This window comes from Chryseobacterium sp. FR054 (genome assembly GCF_056844565.1).
The window spans coordinates 1-17,741 of record NZ_JBXDSA010000005.1 but is presented as its reverse complement, the minus strand read 5'-3'; the positions used below and the strand labels follow the sequence as shown (position 1 = coordinate 17,741).

The 17,741-nt window shown below is 37.9% G+C and carries 20 protein-coding genes and 3 pseudogenes; 7 read left to right on the top strand and 16 right to left on the bottom strand.

The window, feature by feature from the left end; translation table 11 throughout:
- Positions 1-3 precede the first annotated feature (3 nt).
- A complete protein-coding gene (locus AC106S_RS19140) occupies positions 4-1,755 on the top strand; it encodes a T9SS type A sorting domain-containing protein (RefSeq protein WP_482441272.1) in 1,752 nt (583 codons plus the stop codon).
- A gap of 80 nt (positions 1,756-1,835) precedes the next feature.
- Here AC106S_RS19140 and AC106S_RS19135 read toward each other — a convergent pair whose 3' ends face one another.
- Complete coding sequence (locus tag AC106S_RS19135) at positions 1,836-3,032, bottom strand: dioxygenase family protein (RefSeq protein ID WP_482441271.1); 1,197 nt, start codon at positions 3,030-3,032, stop codon at positions 1,836-1,838.
- A 134-nt stretch (positions 3,033-3,166) separates the two neighbouring features.
- Entirely contained in the window at positions 3,167-4,012 is an 846-nt protein-coding gene (locus AC106S_RS19130) for a LytTR family DNA-binding domain-containing protein (protein WP_482441270.1), read from the bottom strand.
- A gap of 487 nt (positions 4,013-4,499) precedes the next feature.
- Between AC106S_RS19130 and AC106S_RS19125 the strand changes: the two genes are divergently transcribed.
- Positions 4,500-7,655 carry a T9SS type A sorting domain-containing protein gene (locus AC106S_RS19125; protein WP_482441269.1) on the top strand — a complete coding sequence of 1,052 codons (3,156 nt, stop codon included), beginning with the start codon at positions 4,500-4,502 and terminating at the stop codon, positions 7,653-7,655.
- Between the two features lie 320 nt (positions 7,656-7,975).
- Here the strand turns inward: AC106S_RS19125 and AC106S_RS19120 are convergent, their stop codons facing one another.
- Positions 7,976-8,689, bottom strand: coding sequence for a 2OG-Fe(II) oxygenase (locus tag AC106S_RS19120; protein ID WP_482441268.1), 714 nt, complete (start codon positions 8,687-8,689; stop codon positions 7,976-7,978).
- A 289-nt stretch (positions 8,690-8,978) separates the two neighbouring features.
- Between AC106S_RS19120 and AC106S_RS19115 the strand changes: the two genes are divergently transcribed.
- The 3 genes from AC106S_RS19115 (at position 8,979) to AC106S_RS19105 (ending at position 10,291) form a co-directional block, all read left to right on the top strand.
- Positions 8,979-9,122: a bacteriocin-like protein gene (locus tag AC106S_RS19115; RefSeq protein ID WP_157845090.1), complete on the top strand. Its 144-nt coding sequence runs from the start codon at positions 8,979-8,981 to the stop codon at positions 9,120-9,122.
- Positions 9,123-9,153: 31 nt separating this feature from the next.
- Positions 9,154-9,300: a bacteriocin-like protein gene (locus tag AC106S_RS19110; protein ID WP_482441267.1), complete on the top strand. Its 147-nt coding sequence runs from the start codon at positions 9,154-9,156 to the stop codon at positions 9,298-9,300.
- 136 nt (positions 9,301-9,436) lie between these two features.
- On the top strand, positions 9,437-10,291 hold the full coding sequence (locus tag AC106S_RS19105; RefSeq protein ID WP_482441266.1) for a GLPGLI family protein: 855 nt from the start codon (positions 9,437-9,439) through the stop codon (positions 10,289-10,291).
- A gap of 24 nt (positions 10,292-10,315) precedes the next feature.
- On the opposite strand, the gene AC106S_RS19100 is transcribed toward AC106S_RS19105, so the two are convergent.
- Positions 10,316-10,861, bottom strand: a complete 546-nt coding sequence (locus AC106S_RS19100) for an AAA family ATPase (RefSeq protein ID WP_482441265.1) — start codon at positions 10,859-10,861, stop codon at positions 10,316-10,318.
- An 86-nt stretch (positions 10,862-10,947) separates the two neighbouring features.
- Between AC106S_RS19100 and AC106S_RS19095 the strand changes: the two genes are divergently transcribed.
- The gene (locus AC106S_RS19095) at positions 10,948-11,229 is read left to right on the top strand and encodes a hypothetical protein (protein ID WP_482441264.1); all 282 of its coding nucleotides are present in this window, start codon (positions 10,948-10,950) and stop codon (positions 11,227-11,229) included.
- Between the two features lie 120 nt (positions 11,230-11,349).
- Here the strand turns inward: AC106S_RS19095 and AC106S_RS19090 are convergent, their stop codons facing one another.
- The 12 genes and pseudogenes from AC106S_RS19090 to AC106S_RS19035 form a co-directional block, all read right to left on the bottom strand.
- Positions 11,350-11,778 carry a hypothetical protein gene (locus AC106S_RS19090; RefSeq protein ID WP_482441263.1) on the bottom strand — a complete coding sequence of 143 codons (429 nt, stop codon included), beginning with the start codon at positions 11,776-11,778 and terminating at the stop codon, positions 11,350-11,352.
- A 139-nt stretch (positions 11,779-11,917) separates the two neighbouring features.
- A complete protein-coding gene (locus AC106S_RS19085; RefSeq protein WP_482441262.1) occupies positions 11,918-12,235 on the bottom strand; it encodes a hypothetical protein in 318 nt (105 codons plus the stop codon).
- Positions 12,236-12,538: 303 nt separating this feature from the next.
- Positions 12,539-13,004 (bottom strand): annotated as a pseudogene (locus AC106S_RS19080) (RHS repeat-associated core domain-containing protein); the annotation flags it as partial.
- Between the two features lie 156 nt (positions 13,005-13,160).
- A complete protein-coding gene (locus AC106S_RS19075; RefSeq protein ID WP_482441261.1) occupies positions 13,161-13,568 on the bottom strand; it encodes a hypothetical protein in 408 nt (135 codons plus the stop codon).
- A complete protein-coding gene (locus AC106S_RS19070) occupies positions 13,568-13,933 on the bottom strand; it encodes a hypothetical protein (RefSeq protein WP_482441260.1) in 366 nt (121 codons plus the stop codon). The genes AC106S_RS19075 and AC106S_RS19070 overlap by 1 nt, the downstream gene beginning before the upstream one ends.
- A gap of 290 nt (positions 13,934-14,223) precedes the next feature.
- Positions 14,224-14,681, bottom strand: a pseudogene (locus AC106S_RS19065) (RHS repeat-associated core domain-containing protein); the annotation flags it as partial.
- Between the two features lie 51 nt (positions 14,682-14,732).
- Positions 14,733-15,206, bottom strand: coding sequence for a hypothetical protein (locus AC106S_RS19060; protein WP_482441259.1), 474 nt, complete (start codon positions 15,204-15,206; stop codon positions 14,733-14,735).
- Positions 15,181-15,438, bottom strand: a complete 258-nt coding sequence (locus AC106S_RS19055) for a hypothetical protein (RefSeq protein WP_482441258.1) — start codon at positions 15,436-15,438, stop codon at positions 15,181-15,183. The genes AC106S_RS19060 and AC106S_RS19055 overlap by 26 nt, the downstream gene beginning before the upstream one ends.
- Before the next feature lie 425 nt (positions 15,439-15,863).
- A pseudogene (locus tag AC106S_RS19050) lies at positions 15,864-16,049 on the bottom strand (RHS repeat-associated core domain-containing protein); the annotation flags it as partial.
- A gap of 50 nt (positions 16,050-16,099) precedes the next feature.
- Positions 16,100-16,447 carry a hypothetical protein gene (locus AC106S_RS19045; protein WP_482441257.1) on the bottom strand — a complete coding sequence of 116 codons (348 nt, stop codon included), beginning with the start codon at positions 16,445-16,447 and terminating at the stop codon, positions 16,100-16,102.
- A 147-nt stretch (positions 16,448-16,594) separates the two neighbouring features.
- Positions 16,595-16,813, bottom strand: coding sequence for a hypothetical protein (locus AC106S_RS19040; protein WP_482441256.1), 219 nt, complete (start codon positions 16,811-16,813; stop codon positions 16,595-16,597).
- Between the two features lie 161 nt (positions 16,814-16,974).
- Positions 16,975-17,340: an RHS repeat-associated core domain-containing protein gene (locus tag AC106S_RS19035; protein WP_482441625.1), complete on the bottom strand. Its 366-nt coding sequence runs from the start codon at positions 17,338-17,340 to the stop codon at positions 16,975-16,977.
- 112 nt (positions 17,341-17,452) lie between these two features.
- Between AC106S_RS19035 and AC106S_RS19030 the strand changes: the two genes are divergently transcribed.
- Positions 17,453-17,741 (top strand): hypothetical protein (locus tag AC106S_RS19030; protein ID WP_482441255.1); only part of this gene is annotated, 289 nt, incomplete at its 3' end.

The window sequence follows — 17,741 nt, the reverse complement described above, 5'->3', positions numbered from 1 at the left end:
AATATGAGAAGAAAATTACTCACTGCCCTGTCTTTAGGGGTAATGGCTTTTTCGTACAATGTACTTTCTGCCCAGGATTACCAGACTTTGCAGATTCAATCAGGATTTACGGCTGATGTGATCGCCAATGGCATCGGTGCTGCCAACACTTCCACCACTTTGGATGTGGATGGGGTGAACTTCGCTTTCGTAGCAAGAAACTACCAGGCTACTTCTACAAGTACCCCTATTAATTTCGGAATTCCTGTAAATGGAGTGATCAATTCCGTAGTGGCATCTACGCCGGGATTATCGTATCAGCTGGCCCCACTGGACGCAAGCAATTCACTGCGTCTTGCAACAACCAGTGATTCGGGAACGCTTACTCTGGCTACACCTTCTGCCGCCCTTAAGCTATACCTTCTTGTAACGAGCGGAAGCGGAACATCCACGATATCCGCAACGGTTAACTTTTCAGACGGCTCCAGCCAGGCCTTTACCGGAATTTCTCTGGCTGACTGGTATGGAGGCACAGGCTTTGCCATCCAGGGAATAGGAAGGGTAAGTCTTGCAGATAATACTACGGATGCTGCAGGTGGAACCAACCCAAGATTATACCAGAAAGAACTGGCACTGGATGCTGCCAACCAGAGCAAAACCGTTCAAAGTGTTACGATTGCCAAAACCGGTGGAACCGGAATAGCCAATGTCTTTGCGCTTTCATCCAGCTTTGTTCCTGCCTGCCAGTCGCCTACCAATATTACCGCTGTCCCAACTTCAGGATCGGCTCAGATCAGCTGGACCGCACCTGCTTCAGCCCCTTCAGACGGCTATGACTACTACTACTCTACCAGCTCTACTCCTCCGACGGAAGTTACCTCTCCTACCGGTTCCGTAGGGGCCGGAATAACAACAGCAAATATTCCGGGACTGAATGCTGTTACCACCTATTATTTTTGGCTGAGATCCAACTGTGGTGGTATTAAAGGAATTTGGAAACCGTTTACTTTCTCAACTCTCTGCGGGGCTGTAAATCTTCCGTGGAGCGAGAACTTCGACACTATGACGAACCTCGGACCTGCACCGGCATGCTGGCTGAATGTTACAGGAACCAAAGCATGGACATCCACCAGCTCCACTTCCTACAACACTCCGAAATCAGCTCCTAATTATATGAGAATAGCATATGGCAATACTACGGCAAGCCAGCTGTGGACTCCTGGCTTTAATATGACCGGCGGTGTGGCTTACACATTTGTATTCAACTACAACACAGGAGGTACGGGAAGCAGCTATATAGGATATACAGGAAATGTAAGGGTAAATACCCAACAGGCTATGACGGGAGCTACCGACCTGGGAACATTTATCACCCCGGATCAGGGCACTACTGCCTATACCCCATATTCGGTAACATTTACTCCTCCAACTACCGGAGTTTATTATTTTGCCATTGATGTTTCTTCCACAGGTGCACCATGGTATCTTGGAATAGATGACCTTAAAGTAGAAGCAGGAAATCTTGCCACTAACGAAGTAAAGACAAAACAGAATACAGTACAGATCTCTCCTAATCCGTTCTCTGATATCGTTACGGTTTCACAGATAGAAAAAGTAAAAAGAGTATCTGTTTCCGATACTTCGGGAAGACTGTTGAAGACGATTGAAAAGCCGACAGCACAGCTGAGCCTTTCAGACCTTAATGCCGGCGTTTATTTTATAACAGTAGAAATGACAGACGGAACCAAACAGACTATAAAGGGAATTAAAAAGTAAAATAGAAACATTGGATTTCACAGAATGACCGGAATTTTCCGGTCATTTTATTTTTTACTCTGTCCAAAATGTAAACAAGATTATTCATGCTCAGGTTCAGGGAGATCAAAATAATCTCCCTGCGTTCTGCTGAGGGCTTCAGAAAGCATTTTGAAGTTATCAGGCATCGGCTTCAGATCAATATATTTATCTACAATACTCCTGTGTCTGTAAATGATAAATGTGTTTTTGACCGCTGGATTTATTTTATTCAGATAAGCCTCAGTTGCTTCGTCTGCAAAAGAAGGAACAAAGGTGAGTGCCATATTTCTGATGTGAAGCTCATTCCCCAGCTTTTCCAGCTCCGCCTGCCTGGACTGCTTAGTGTAATTTTTTTCGTTCCCGTATATAAAGTATACTTTCAGATAGTTTTTCCGCTTTTCACTCTCCTGTTCCAGAAACAGCAGCCAGCTTTTTATTTCATTCCAGTCCGGCTGATTACCTGTAAAATACAAGATACCGTGATAGCGTCCGTATTTACAGACCGGACAGGTTTGAGTTCCCTTATCCATCCCGAAAGCATGAAAAGGAATAAAGGAAGGCTGATCTTCACCGATATTCAGCCCTGATATTTTTGAGGTCTCTGGCTTTTTAGGATAACCGGGAATATTCAATCCGAGTACTATATCATGTTCGGCGATCTGCAGGCTGTCTTTTAAAAGAATTCTTACAACACCGCTTCCTCCCCGGTTTTCAAAAGGATGTTTCTTTTTGTAAGGAATCAGCAGCCGGTCGTCATCGAAATTAATTTCATCCGTATAATATTCGTTCGCCACATCCGGTTCTTTAACGGATAAGTGGATGTGAGCCGGCAGTACATCATTGGGATAAGGAGCAGGGCGGATTGTTTTTATCATATATTTTCCATTGGCATCGGTTTTCACCCATCCCCGGATATGACCGTGGCGTCTGATTCTTTCATCCATACCATCTGCAGGGGTGTAGCGGCCGGTATGATCTGTCTGCCAGTAATATATAATAACATTGGGAGCTGGAGTCCTGCCATCTATCTGAAAGACCGTGCCGGTAACCATCAGTTTTTGTCCGGCCTCATTCCAGCCGGGACTGGTATCTGTGGAGGAAATTTTTTCCGGCATACCTATGTACATCAGCTCACAGCCATCACAACCGCCACCCACGGTCTTATCATTCTTACTGACTGAATTTTTGGTCTGTCCGTCACAGGCAATAAACAGCAACAGAAGGAAAATTGTTTTACAGATCATCAGATTTTTCATTGTTCGGAATTTTCAGCAAAGAAACCCTGCAAAACATCACTTTACAAATAAAATACGGTAAGCTGAGGCAATATTACCGTAACCTGATGAACATTTATACCTCTGCTTTTCTTATCATTGGCAGCAGGAACAGTTTACTGATCAATGTTTTCAAATTTTGTTTTAAAATCCGAGGCATAATTACGGCTTATCCGTACAACTGTTCCATCTGAAAGGCTGGCATCATAATCTCCGTTTAAACGGGATTTATAGGAAATAACCTTTTGAAGATTAACAATACAGGATTTATGGATGCGTATAAATTTAGTGTTATCCAATTGGGTTTCCAGTAATTTCAATGTACCTGTATGCAGGTATTTTTTTGAAGGATGGTGAATGTTTACATAAGGTGAATTGGCAGAAAAATACAGAATATCATCCACAGCTATCCTCAGTTTCTGATGGAGATCTGAAACCATAACAGATTGAATGAAACCCGGATCATTAGCTTCTCCAGAGTTAATATCTGTTTTCTCAGGAACCATACTGCTTTTCAATACGATTAACGCTCCTGAAAAAAAGCCATAAACAAGTACGGTTTTTATAAAATATGCGGATAAGGCAAAGTTAAAAGTCTGTTCACACGGAAATGTATGCTCATAAAAGATCCGGGAAAAGCCCCAGACTACCGCAGGATAAGCAAGCAAATGAAAAATGATTGCCGAAACGGGCAGCATCAGTCTCCATCCCGTCACCTCCGTTTTCTTTAAACAGGTTGAAAGCTGAGCCAGCAATGGAAAAAATAAGCCCCAGTAAGAAGCACTGAATAAAAAAGATTCTGAAATGTAAAATACACTGTTCTGGAAAACAGTATACATATAATCCAGCAGAATATTGACAGCAATGAACAGAGTCAGACATCCGGCAAAAACAAACCTCAGTATCTTCTGATTCTGAAGAAGCTGATGAATAGCAGGAACTGTCAAAACATATTTATTCATAACAGGATAAAGCAGATAAAACTACCTGGCAATTTTCTTTTATAAAATTACAAAAAAGAAAAACATCAGACCGGAAAATCAAAATTAAAGAACAATATCCTACATTTATATTTTAAATTAAATAATTAAAAATAATTAATAATTTCACAAAATAAATTTGTTTTATTTAAAAATTTATTGTAATTTGGACAACAGTTACCGTTTTATTCTCTATTACTTTTGAATGCTCACTTAAAAGTGAATCTACACTTTAAGTTGAAAAGATCCATTCGTTATGCCGGAAATATCTGTTGTTGTAAATAAAGACAGCATGTAAAAACATCCGGCAGAACAGGATTCCGGAAGGCTGTGCCATACCCCGACAATCTCATTGTCTTTATTTTTACAGATTAACCCTTAATCCTGCCAAAATCCTATGTGAACAGGCAGAAATATGATACTGAATATCAGTTCCAATCACAAAATCCATTAACTAAATTATAATAATATGAAAAAAAGACTACTTTTTTTACTACTCAGCTTTTTTGCTTTACGTAGTTATGCACAAACGGAAAACATGGGAGAATTCAGCCAGAGGATGGCACAGCCTTTCATGGCACTGGAACGGGACAGAATCCCACACGGCATCCTGCTGGATTACGCCTGGGGTCTTACCGATATGGAACAGTTCAACAACAGTGAGCGGTCACAGGAAATGGACATCCATATTTACAGCAGTATCTATAAAGAACTCTTCTCGGGTGTTATTCATGAAAAAGGATTAAAGAATCTTCCCACCATGAATGATATGGCTGCCAAATGGGCAACCTACCGTATGCAGTACAACAATGAAGAAAGTGTAAACCCTACCTTTGTACTTTCGGGTCTGTATGCAAAATATTCCAAATTTGATGTGAACGCACATGTTAATCAGAAAATACGGTTTGAGGATCAGCAGTTTAAAGATGCCTACAATAACGGGGTATGGCAGAACCCTTACCAGGAGGATGAAATATTCGGACTGGCCGCTCCTACCAACGAAATCAATACGCTTGCATTCAACGTAGTGCTTCCGAGAGAGCTTTTACTGGGAAATGCAACAGAGGAGATCCAGTCTATTACAGCCGATTTCGGGGGTGGCAATGAACAGCAGATCATGAGGTTTGATCATCCTATTGCTTTAACCTACCCTTCTGAGGGAAAATACAATTGGTCATTCTCTGTTACCCTGGCTTCCGGGGGAATAAAAAGAATAAAACTTCCCATAGAAATCATCATAGGACCTGGCGGGCTGTTCAGGAACAATATCAATATAAGCAACGGAAAGCACGGGGCCATACTGCGTATAGATTACATTAATGACAATGACAAACGCATTACCCGTCCTCTGATCGTAGCTGAAGGATTTGACCTGAGCAGTGCCCTGTTTCCTGAAAAGCCGGGAGGAGACCTTTCCATCGGGAATTTCAGAGACCGTTTAAAGGCATCTCCTCAGTTACAGACCCTTTTATCCGACAGCCAGCAGTATGACATTATTTATGTAGACTGGCGTAACGGTATAGGCGATATAAGAGAGAATGCCGCAACCCTGAAAAAAATCATAAAATATGTAAATGATCAGAAAGCGATCAATGGCAGCACTGCACCGAATGTACTTCTGGGCCAGAGTATGGGCGGTCTGGTGAGCAAATATGCCCTGGTAAAACTGGAACAGGAACATTACAACCATCAGGTAAGTCTGTTTATTGCCCACGATTCTCCTATGGATGGGGCCAACATTCCGGTAGGTGCACAGTATATGCTGCGTCATGCCAATGAACTTTATACCTCCAACCCGTTTTTATATGCACTTGGAGATCATGTAGTCCCTTTTGTTCTTGATATTCTGGGACTTTTTAACAAGAAATTCCTTACGGATTTTGGGGGAAGTGATGTTTTAACTATCGTAGACTGTCCTGCAGCCCTGCAAATGACCAAAAATTATATAGCTCCCAACTGGCAGCTCAACACCTCTTATCATCAGAACTGGCAAAATGAATTTGATGCCCTCGGCTACCCTACACAAAGCCGTAATATAGCGATCAGCAACGGAAACATGTGCGGCATTAACCAGGGATACAACGCCGGAGACAATCTTTTCCGATATCAGAAACAGACTGCATCATTAAATGAGCTTAACAGTACACTGATCAATCTTTCTATGACATTCTGGGGAGCCACTACCAATAATTTAGGGCTTGTCCTGTTTTCAACAATTCCATTACCTTCACAGGTACGCGCCGATTTTCAGATCAAAACCATTCCTGAAACCACCAGTAGCGACAGGGAAGTTTACCGGGGAATTCTTAAGTATGATAAAAAATTCAGAATAAAGCTTTTAGGAATCAACTGGACCATCACTTACGACGTAGCCAATAAAAAGGGATACATCAGCAGTGCAGTACTTCCTACCGAAAATCTTGCAGGAGGACTTTATGAGGTAGATCAGAAGCTGATTAACGATTATGTGGTAAATTCTGCCTTCAATTTTATCCCCGTTCCGAGTGCCCTGGGCATCAAAAGAACGAACGGCAGTTTAACTCTTCAGGATTACAAGAGGGCATACAGCAGCAGCAACCTTCAGGGCAGCGGACTCAGCTCTCCTTTCAATGAGTTTATTGTGGAATCATCATCCGGAAATATTCATAACTATAACCATATTACTTTCAGCAGAAAAACCGGAGATTTCTTAAGAAACGAGTTGGTAAAAGTTATTAACAACAATGCCAGCTACCCTAATACAGACTGTTCGGCATTTTGTGGAATCTCTCTTCTTTCCGGAGCCAATCAGGTATGTCCGGGAGTCAATCAGGTATACAGCATCGTAGGTATCGGCGCAGCGGGCAACAGTATATGGTGGACTGTGGGTAATGGTCTTCAGATTGTTTCAGGCCAGGGAACAGCCAGTATAACGGTTAAGATCAATCCGAATGTGTTCATCAACGGTAAAAGTTCTATCAAAGCAGAGATTGATTCAAACAGTAACTGTGGCAGCAGAACGCTTAGTAAAGAAGTTAATATTGGTTTGCCTGCCATACCTCTGAACATTTACGGGCCATCCACTGTTAATGTTTATCCGATGCCAAACGGCAACCCACCGATCTCACCGATCTTAACGTATGAAGTGGATCCTGTTCCAACGGCGACTTATTATGAATGGCAGCTGCCGGGTAACTTCCAGACCGTTCAGAGTTTTTCAACCAACCCGGCCAACTGGGAACTGCTGGCCAGTACAGCGACCAAGAATTCCATTTCTGTAAAAACCAACAGCAGTACGAACGGTTATGTGAAAGTAAGAGCCTGCAACACTTGCGGCTGCTCGTCCTTTACCCAGTTGCCTGTTACTATAAAATATGTCAGCGGAGGCTTTGGTGTAACGCCAAATCCGGCAGATCACCAGATTCAGCTGTATCTTGTTGACAGTAACAACCGTCCGGAATTCAGGAATAACCAGACTGATGTAACAGTTTATGACATGAACTCACAGATCAGAAAACGTTTTCAGATCACCAACACCGGAGGTACCACTGATATTTCTGAACTGGAAGTTGGTATTTATAAACTGCAGATCGATATGCAGAACGGCAGTTACCAGGTGATTAATCTGAGTGTTTCAAGAAAATAAACAATTTAACCGGAGTTCGGGTTAAGGAGTTTAAATGTAATAGTCTGGAGGAAGGAGACCGGAAGTTAATTTTAGTTATACATATTGAAAAGCAGATCAATATTTGCTCTTAATGAATTTCATTGTTTCCCTCTTCCATCATTCAGCTTCAAACCTGTATCTGATATATTACTATCCCGGACTGAAGTTAATTTAACATAAAAAATCTGTCTCATAACCGGGACAGATTTTTCATTATTATAAGATTTTTTAAGTTCTCATAATTCATTGAAAAAAAACGGACAGGAAAGCAGATATCTCCCATCCGTTTTTATGTATGTTCAATTTAAACCATCATGAAAAATAATTCCCAGGCTATACCTGCTCCCACTGTGTAAAGGGCTCACACCATGCTTCACGTTAACCCGGTAATATCCTCTGCTCCCCTTTACGGGACGGAAATTGGTAGTAAAAATCACCATATCACCAAGATTGGGTCTTAAAACATTGGCTTTGGACTGTGCCCGGGGAATCTGCTCCATAATTACCAGTTCTCCGCCAGTATAATCCTCGTCAGCCTGATTCAGCATAAAGACGGCCTGCAGAGGAAAATATATTTCTCCATAAAGATCCTGGTGCAGGGTATTGAATCCTCCTTCTGCATATTTAAGGATCAAGGCAGCAGGCTTTTCCTGTCCATGATCTTTACAGAGAGCCTTCATTTCCCGATGAGTAGACGGAAATGTTTTTCTGATCCCCAGTTCTTTCATCCACCCGTTAGCTACGGGTACTATTCCGGCATACACACCTTCCCTGAGTTTCGCAATGAGTTCAGGCAGCGGGTATTGAAAGTATTTATATTCTCCCAGCCCAAAACGGTAACGTTTCATATTGACTGTCTTCCGGTAGGCTTCACCGGAATCGTAATCAGCGATCAGTGTGCTGCATTCCTGTTTATTCAGGATATTCCGGACAATGGTAAAACCTTTATCGTGCAATTCTTCGGTAACGGCCGGCCATTTTACAGCAGCCAGTCTTGTTTCTATACTTTCCATAATAACGAATTTATAAGGGGTAAAGCTAAAATAATAACCGGCATCAGAAAATCCGAACCTTGCGGAATATAGGCAAACCAACCGGTTCTGATATTTGTGGTCTACAAAGTACAGTCAAGAAAGCAAACTTGTCACAGACCCCTATTTCATCCGGGCAGAATCAAGTTCCGGAAGGTTGTTTTGATTTCATCCACTAAGTAAAAAAAGTCACAAAATGCAAATATTTTCAAAATAATTTACCTTAATCAATAAAAATTGATTAATTTCGAACTAAACCAAATTTATTATTATGAAAAATTTAAAAAAGATCCAGAGACAGGAGATGAAATCAATTAAAGGGGGCATCAACTGCCCGGGCGGACAGATCTGCCTAATCGGCGGAAAATGGCAGTGCATGCCTTATGATGGCTGTGGGGGCGGAAATCAGCCTTAAACTGTACGTTTAATCCAAATATTATTGTATTATGAAAAATTCTAAAAAAATTTCAAGAGATCAGTTAAAGACGATCAATGGAGGGGCATCAGGCTGTTCCGAAGCATGCTGCCCACCACCGGGAATAAAGAGATGTCCGTGGGTGAATTGTTTTGCACCTTGTGATATATTAAGCTGAGAACTTCCGTAATCTGCAATATAAAAGCCTTGAGATCTTTGATTTCAGGGCTTTTATTGTATATTACAAAGATTACTTATATTTGAATATTATCAATAACCATCTATAATTTAAAAAAAACTATCTTTCATAAGAAATGAAAATTATCATCGCTTTATTTCTCTTAATCTCAGGGCTTCTTTTTTCTCAAAATCAAAGATTTACCTATGAATATTCATTCAGGCTGGATACTTTAAATCAGGAAAATATTGAAAAGGAAATGATGAATCTGGATATCACAAAAGAGGGTTCTTATTTTTACAGTGCTTTGCTTATTACACGGGATTCTCTTTTCAATGCTGAAATTGAGAAAGGAAAGGCCAGTAATTCCTTCAATATTGATTTTAGAAAAATCAAACATCCGAAAGTCAATTTCAGAATTTCCAAAACATATCCGGACCTGGAAACGGTTTATCACACTTTACTTAATGCCAGTAACGTTGCTGTAAAAGAATTAAACAAAATCAAGTGGAGCATCCTTCCGGAAACAAAAAGCATAGAAAGTTTTAAGGCTCAGAAAGCAACTACCAATTTTGGAGGAAGAAACTGGACTGCCTGGTTCACGAATGATATCCAGATACAGGACGGGCCTTATAAATTCTGTGGTTTACCCGGTTTAATTTTACAGATTGAAGACGAAGGGAGAACTCATATTTTTAACTTAGTGGGCAGTCAGAGGCTCGATTACCCCCCGTCACTTATAGATTCAAAAACGAAAGAGGTTTCTATTACAAAGGAAAAATTTAACCAACTCTGGAATGAGTATATAAAAGACCCCGCCAAAAACATCAAACTCATACACAATTCTTCCGAAATGTCTGAAACGCTAATGTTCGATTCAAATACCGGAAATCCAATGACGAAGCAGGATTTAATCAGAAATAAAGAAAACCGCACGAAAAAATTTTTGGCAAAATTCAATAATTTTATAGAAAAAGACCTTTATAAATAATATATTTTATCAAAGGCCGCTTAGTTAAAAAATTATGGAACCTTTTCTATTTTCCCTATTTTTTATTTTATCCAATACCTGCTTTTTCCTCGTCTCTAACGTTCCGGTGACTTCTAAAATGTCATTGCTGAAATCTCCAAGCCAACCCTGTAAAATATCATTTACCTCCCGCCTTAGATCGGGTAAATCCGATTCCTGACAGATAATACTATCATCTTTTTCTATGGGAACAAAAACCAGGAGGTCAATTTCAGCAATTGCTGCGGTCATTTCTTCGTAGAGAGCGGATATATTTCTCTTTTTGTTTACCGCATAAATGTATGCTAACAGGTCTAATGGACAACGGTCAAAAAGCACGTTGTTCTCATTATTTTGCAGTTGTCTTACAGAAAAATTGAATTGTTGTGTGTAATCATCTAATGCCGGAATCTCTGAAAACAAATATCCATCCTCTTCAAGCTGCAGATAAGGCTCATGGATCAATTCATATTCCGGCAAACTCTCAGCCACCTCTTCGGCCAAAGTTGTTTTCCCAACTCTATGTGAACCTGTAAAAGCTATTCGCATCATTCATTAGTTTGTTTTTGCAGGGCAACATCTTTTTTAATGTGCTATACCTTTCAAATTTAAAACTATATTTATATTCGTTTCGGTTTTTGGGGAAGATTACAATATCTTTTGAGAATTTAATATTTGAATATACATCCTGTATAGGGGTACGAACAAAATTAGAGACTGCCCAAACTTTTAGGACAGCCTCTCTTCTTTTTTATCCGCTCAAAGTCACAGACTTTGCACAGCAGGGGCAGATTGACAACGATACGCTGAAAAAACTAAAAGCAATACAGGAACTTGACAGCGATACCAAAGCTCATATATTTGCTACCATCGATGCTTTTCTTAAAGCTTCTAAACTTAAAAATATTGCTGCACTTTAGTTCTGTTTTCATATATAAAACAGAACATTATATAACACAAAAAACCTCGCAAAATGCGAGTTTTTTTTATTATCAATGGAACGAGCGAGATGCTCGCACCAGCGGCGGGGAACATATTAATTAATTTTCAAAATATTGCTCTAAATATCTAATATCTTCAAAACTATTAAGATTACACTCTACGATAATTATTTTTTTATTAATTAATCCATTTAGGTTCTCGAATATTTTCTTTAAATTATCTATTAAAAATTCAAATGATTGCATATGAAACCCTATATTACTAATAACAATATTATCTTTTTCACCATCTATTAATAATTTAAGCAGAATTATATGTAATTTACCCAAAACATCATCCAATCTAATTTCAATACCAGTTAGCTGAGAAAATAATAGTACTAATTTGCTTAGTTCATTTTGGTCGATTTCATCATAAAAAAAACCTATTTTTATCGCCTTATCATATGCAAAGTTGACAAAAATATATTCATCTTTATATTTCAAAGATGACAATACATTTAAGTTTATTATAGAAATATCATTCATTATCTTGTTGGTCTTACTGGAAATTTGTATACTTTACCATAATTACGAGGATTTGCAATATCAAACTTAGCATTATTTTTCATAAGCATATCTAAATATTTATAGCTTCCTGTTTGTATTCGATATTGAATAGCTGCATTTATCCTATGATTACCTTCTTTAAAATAATGTACTCCTTGCCATTTAAATCCTCCCACTCCAGTTTTATCGAATGATTTATCATGCATTTGTTTAAGATATTACTAACTATACTAGGATTTATTCCCGAATTAAGGCTCTTAAAGCCTTGTTTTTCAGCCTCTGCAGATATTTCCAATAAAGGAACTTCTTCTGATGCCCCTCCAAATAACTTTCTAATTGATCCGCCAAGTCCATTGAACATCATCGTTCCGCCAGAGCCATATTCTCTTACTCCTTCATGAGCAAAACCACCACCTAATCGCATATTTCTATCCATTAAGCCTTCTCCGGGATGTTCTGCTGTACTAGTCCTCCATGCAGAATAGGCTTCATATTGATTGGCATAATTTGATCCGTGCCCAGCATTCTATTCTTCAAAATTTCTCTCAGCATATTTTACATCATTGGCTGAGCTTCCTAAAACAACACCTCCTGATCTACCTCCATTTATACTTGTATTCTCAACAACTGAGTTATCTGCTGCAAAACTTGTATAACCTCCTTTTTGATAAGCTGCATCTCCTTCCTGCATTCCTGCAACAAAACTCCATCTACCATCCTTTAAGCCCCACCCTGTTCCTTCTCTTCCGTCAGGATCGATAAAATTAATCGGATTATTAAACGCATAATTAAAAGGACTATGGCGAGTCATTTTCTCCGCCAGCGGATCAACAACACCCCCATCTTCCAATGTCCGGCATATACATCCTTGCTCCATAATCATACATTCCTGACTCCTGAAGTTCTTTGCCGTTGTACTTGTACTGATAAGCATTCTGAGTAGTAACCGTATAATTATGCAGCAATCCAAACGGGTAATAATCATTCATTTCTACAATCTCTCCCGGTCTCCAGTCCATATAGCAAACATTTCCGGCTGGGGATTCTGTACATTTCATAGCCTGGTATTTTCTGGGCTGAATGATTCCGTCTTTGTTGGCATCCGTATAACTTAGTCTTACATTGCCCAGATGATCTGTGTAATGATAGACATATCTGCCGCTCAGTGCATCATAATATCCTTGTGAAGTGGGTATAATTCTCAGTTTCATCTCAGCCACTTCATTCGGATCAACAAAGTTCAATCCAAAAGGATAATAATTTTTGACATCTGTTATTTCAATCACGCCTTCGCTGTTTCTGGCATAGCTCACCCAGGCATTGTCGAGGAGGTCTCTGTACTGGTAAATATAGCGGTTTTATTATTTTAGCTTTCCCACATTGTCTATGTATAAACTACACATGTTTAAGCAGTCTTCATAAAAAGTTCTCTTCATTTTACTTGTCCAAATTATCTTATTATCTACTAATTCTTTATCAAATCGCTCTTTAGGTTGATGTCCATATATACTAAGTGATTTTTTCAGTCTAAAAGAATACAACTTTCCTTTTTGAATTTTATATTTATACTCTTCTTGACTATTACAAACTTTAGAAACTGAAAATATTGCTTTTCCTGGTCTACTTTTTATATATATTATATAACTGTTATTTGTAGAATCTATTTTCTCAACCCTTGCTATCAAATTTATAGTATTTACTTGTTGAGAAGATTGGCTAAAAATTGAAATTCCTAAAAAACTCAAAAATATTGCTAATAACTTTTTCATTATGGTAAAGTTTTAAAACGCCCTAAAGACGTCTGCTCTTTCGTTTTTTTATTTATATAAAATACTTCTTCTTCTGTGTATAAAAGTCTTCCATCAGTATTTCGTACCCTATCCTTTGTACGTTCAGTAGTGAAGTCATTACCTGGGTCTCTAAATCTTGGATCTAATTTTTTTGCATCTTTATGAGCAGCATTATATCCTTTTGCGTTATTTTCTTCAGATGTTGCTCCAGGACTACCAGGACTATTGAGTAATCCTGAGTAAAGTTCAAGAGCTTCATGAAGAGTACCAACTCCTTTTGGTATACCTAAAATTTCATCCATTTTTTCATTAACCATAGGATTTACGACATTAATTCCTATCATTTTCCCATTTCCAGCCATTTTGCTTCCTCCATATGCCCTCCAACATAAAATGTACCATCGTCGAATCTATAATCTCCATCTGATTTCAAGACCGCTATATTACAGTTATCTTGCGTTGCCTTTAAAAATGTTGCGGACGCATCCGTTAATTTTGCTCCTTTTACTGCTGTTGCTGTTACTTTTCCACCTTCGTCCATCTTCAAATCTAACTGCCCATTGGTAGCAGCCTGTAATTGAGCTAAAACCTTATCTTTATAATCTCCCGTTATAATAACATCATTTACACCTCGGCCATCTGGATCAATAAATCTAATAGGATTGTTTACAGCATAGTTGTAAGGCGACCATCTGCGATATTTCTCCGCCAACGGATCCACCACCCCCATCTTCCAATATCCGGCATATACATCCTTGCTCCATAATCATACATCCCCGTCTCTTGGAGTTCCTTGCCATTATACTTATACTGATAAGCATTCTGCGTAGTAACCGTATAATTATGCAGCAATCCAAACGGGTAATAATCATTCATTTCTACAATCTCTCCAGGTCTCCAGTCCATATAACAAACATTTCCGGCTGGGGATTCTGGACATTTCATAGCCTGGTATTTTCTGGGCTGAATGATTCCGTCTTTGTTGGCATCCGTATAACTTAGTCTTACATTGCCCAGATGATCTGTGTAATGATAGACATATCTGCCGCTCAGTGCATCGTAATATCCTTCTGAAGTGGGTATAATTCTCAGTTTCATCTCAGCCACTTCATTCGGATCAACAATTACCTTTTTAAGGAATGACTAATTACAATTATTATCCATAAAAGCCTTTATTTCTTTATCATCATTAATAAACTTATTATTTTCAAAATAAAGAGCAGTTGCATTAACCAGAGACTGATTTCCTTTTGGTAAAATAGATATATCATATATAACTTCTTTAAAATGAGAGTTAAAAAAATTAATGACTTTCAAATCTTTTTCAGATTCATCTATATCATAAACTATTAAAACATTTTTATACATATATAATTTATGCCTTTTAGGGATATTATCATTGTAATTCATTTCTGCCAAAGAAAACAAAAACTTATTATCATTACATTTCTTTAAAAAATTTATTTCAAAAAAAACAAATCTTCCAGAACTAATCCTGTTATCTAAATAATTATTAAAAGACTTATCTACCCTTTGAGCAGAACAACTTATACAACTAAAGTTTAGCAAAGTCGTTAAAAATATTACTGTTTTAATCTTTTTTAAATTTCCCTTCATAAGCTTTAATTATTGTGGAACTATTGTATATTACCGTTGTATTATAATTTGGAGAATAAATAAAATGTATAGCCTTAGGCATTTTCTCTGCGGATGCTCTATCTCCCTTAATTGCACTTTTTATTATAGAAAAAGTATAGCCATTTTCTTTTCTCGGGAATTTGGACATCATAAAACCACTTGGGTTTAAGGGACCTGAAAAATCAGTTCCTCCCCCATTTTGAGATAACATAAATCCCGGATGGAGATGTCCACTCAATTTAACATGATCACCACTATAAACAGTATTTGCCGAAGTTTCATTGTGAGATGTATAAACTACAGTATTATCTTTGCCACCTATATCTGCTGTTTGAATTCCGAATTCAACGTTAACCTCTCCTGCTTTAATCCAATCAGCAACCTGATTAAAATATTCTAATGCTTTAGCCTCATTTCCTTTGAAATCTATATATTTATCTTCAGCAGCATTATATTGGTATTGGTTTTTTTAATGAAATCTTTTTCTTCAATATCATATCCGCCGTCATTATTTTCTTTTAATTTTCGGGTTTTTCCTTCTCCTTCAAAATTTTTAGATGTGTAGATAACGTCCCTATCTGATTCCTCCCTTCTGGTTAAATATCCCTTGTCATCCATCTCATAAACATCCAAATTCATTCCATTGGGATCAATAAACCGAATTGGATTATTTCCTCCGTAATTATATGTTGACATTGGCTGGTACATTTCTGCTAAGGGATCATGTACTCCCCATCTTCCCAAATCCGGTATGTAAAACCTAGCGCCATAATCATACATTTCGGTCTCTTGCAACTCTTTTCCATTGTACTTATAATTATAATAACCTCATAAAATACGAGGTTACCTATTATCATAAGAATCAGTTGTCATTACTTTTTCTTAAACTGAATATTATTACACTTATTTTTTTCATACCATTCAATCCAACCTTTTCGGTCATCTTCATATACTCCCATTGGATATGTATTTGCATAATTTGACATGCTTTCGGCTGAGACATGTGCATATTTTGAAACGAATAATAATGATTTTGTAAATTGTTTATTTTGTGATTTTTCAACAAGACTGTCTATTATTTTTATATGATAAAAATACTCCTTTTTGAAATCTAAATTTTCAATACAATCTCCATTCACATAAACATTATTATCTTTATTTACGGAATTAGCACAACTCATCAATATTAATAATACTAAAATAGAAAATATGTTTTTCATACTATGGCAATTTTGTTTTTTTAACTTCGGCTCCTCCAGTTTTTGGAAACCACAAAGCTTGATTGGTTTTGGTTCCGTCTTTTTCTTTGAAAACATTAATATTGTTACTATTACTAGTATTATTTGCTTCAGTTCGTGTATTACCATTCACTTTATCTTCAGCCTTAGAAGCTTTATTATGCGCTTTCTCAAAATCGACATATTTTTTCCACCTACAACTGATGGATCAGGTTTTGTCTTTCCAAGATCTCCTTTAGATAATCCCATTTTTGATTTTTCAAGTTGCTCAACATGTTCATGAATAAGTGCTCCCGCACTGCTTGTACCTCCTTTCCCTGCTTTATCAAATTCTACAATATCTCCCATGTCAATATCACCTGTTTGCCAATTTCCTACTTCAGCTTTAGTACTATTCTCAACGATGGCTTGATTAACAATTTCTTTCGCTCCAACAACATCATTATAATTATCGTAGAAAGCTTGTTACTCTTTTGTCAACGAAGCATCTTTATTAATCATATTAAGAGTTACTGTATATAAACGGCTTCATATTTTCCACCTAATGTATTTTTAACTAAATCTTTATAAGATTGTTCTGCTGTTGTGGTAGCAAACGAAAGAATTAATTCGTTTCCGTCTGGATCTATAAAAGCAATTGGATTATTTCCAGCATAAATATATTGAGACATAGGCGAGTATTTTTGTGCTTTATTATCTATGTCTCCCCATCTCCCTATATCCGGCATATAAAACCTCGCTCCGTAATCATACATCCCCGTCTCCTGTAACTCCTTACCGTTGTACTTGTAATTAAAATAGCTGCCCAACTGTCCTCTGGAGATTCCTTCAATATGATTCAATCCAAAAGGATAATAATTGTTGACATCTGTTATTTCAATTGTGCCTTCGCTGTTTCTGGCATAGCTTACCCTGGCATTTCCGAGGTGGCCTCTGTACTGGTAAATATAGCGGTTTTCCTAAACCTATACATAAAAACCACTACTGATGCAGTGGTTTTTATGTTTATTGGCGCAAAGTCAGGATAATTTACAACTTTGGCTACTTATTTATCTTACTCCGAAGTTTGAAACTTCGGAGAGCAAGGGTGATCTCTGTAAATATAGCGGTTTTATAAGGAAAGATATAAAAAACCATTGCCGTTTGATATGCAATGGTTTTTATTGTCAGCTCAAAGTCGGGAGACTTTATGTAATAGGTTTAATCAATATAATGTTCTCTACCATTAGCTATTATAGTGATGATTTTACCATTTTTTCCTTTTTCCCACACCTGT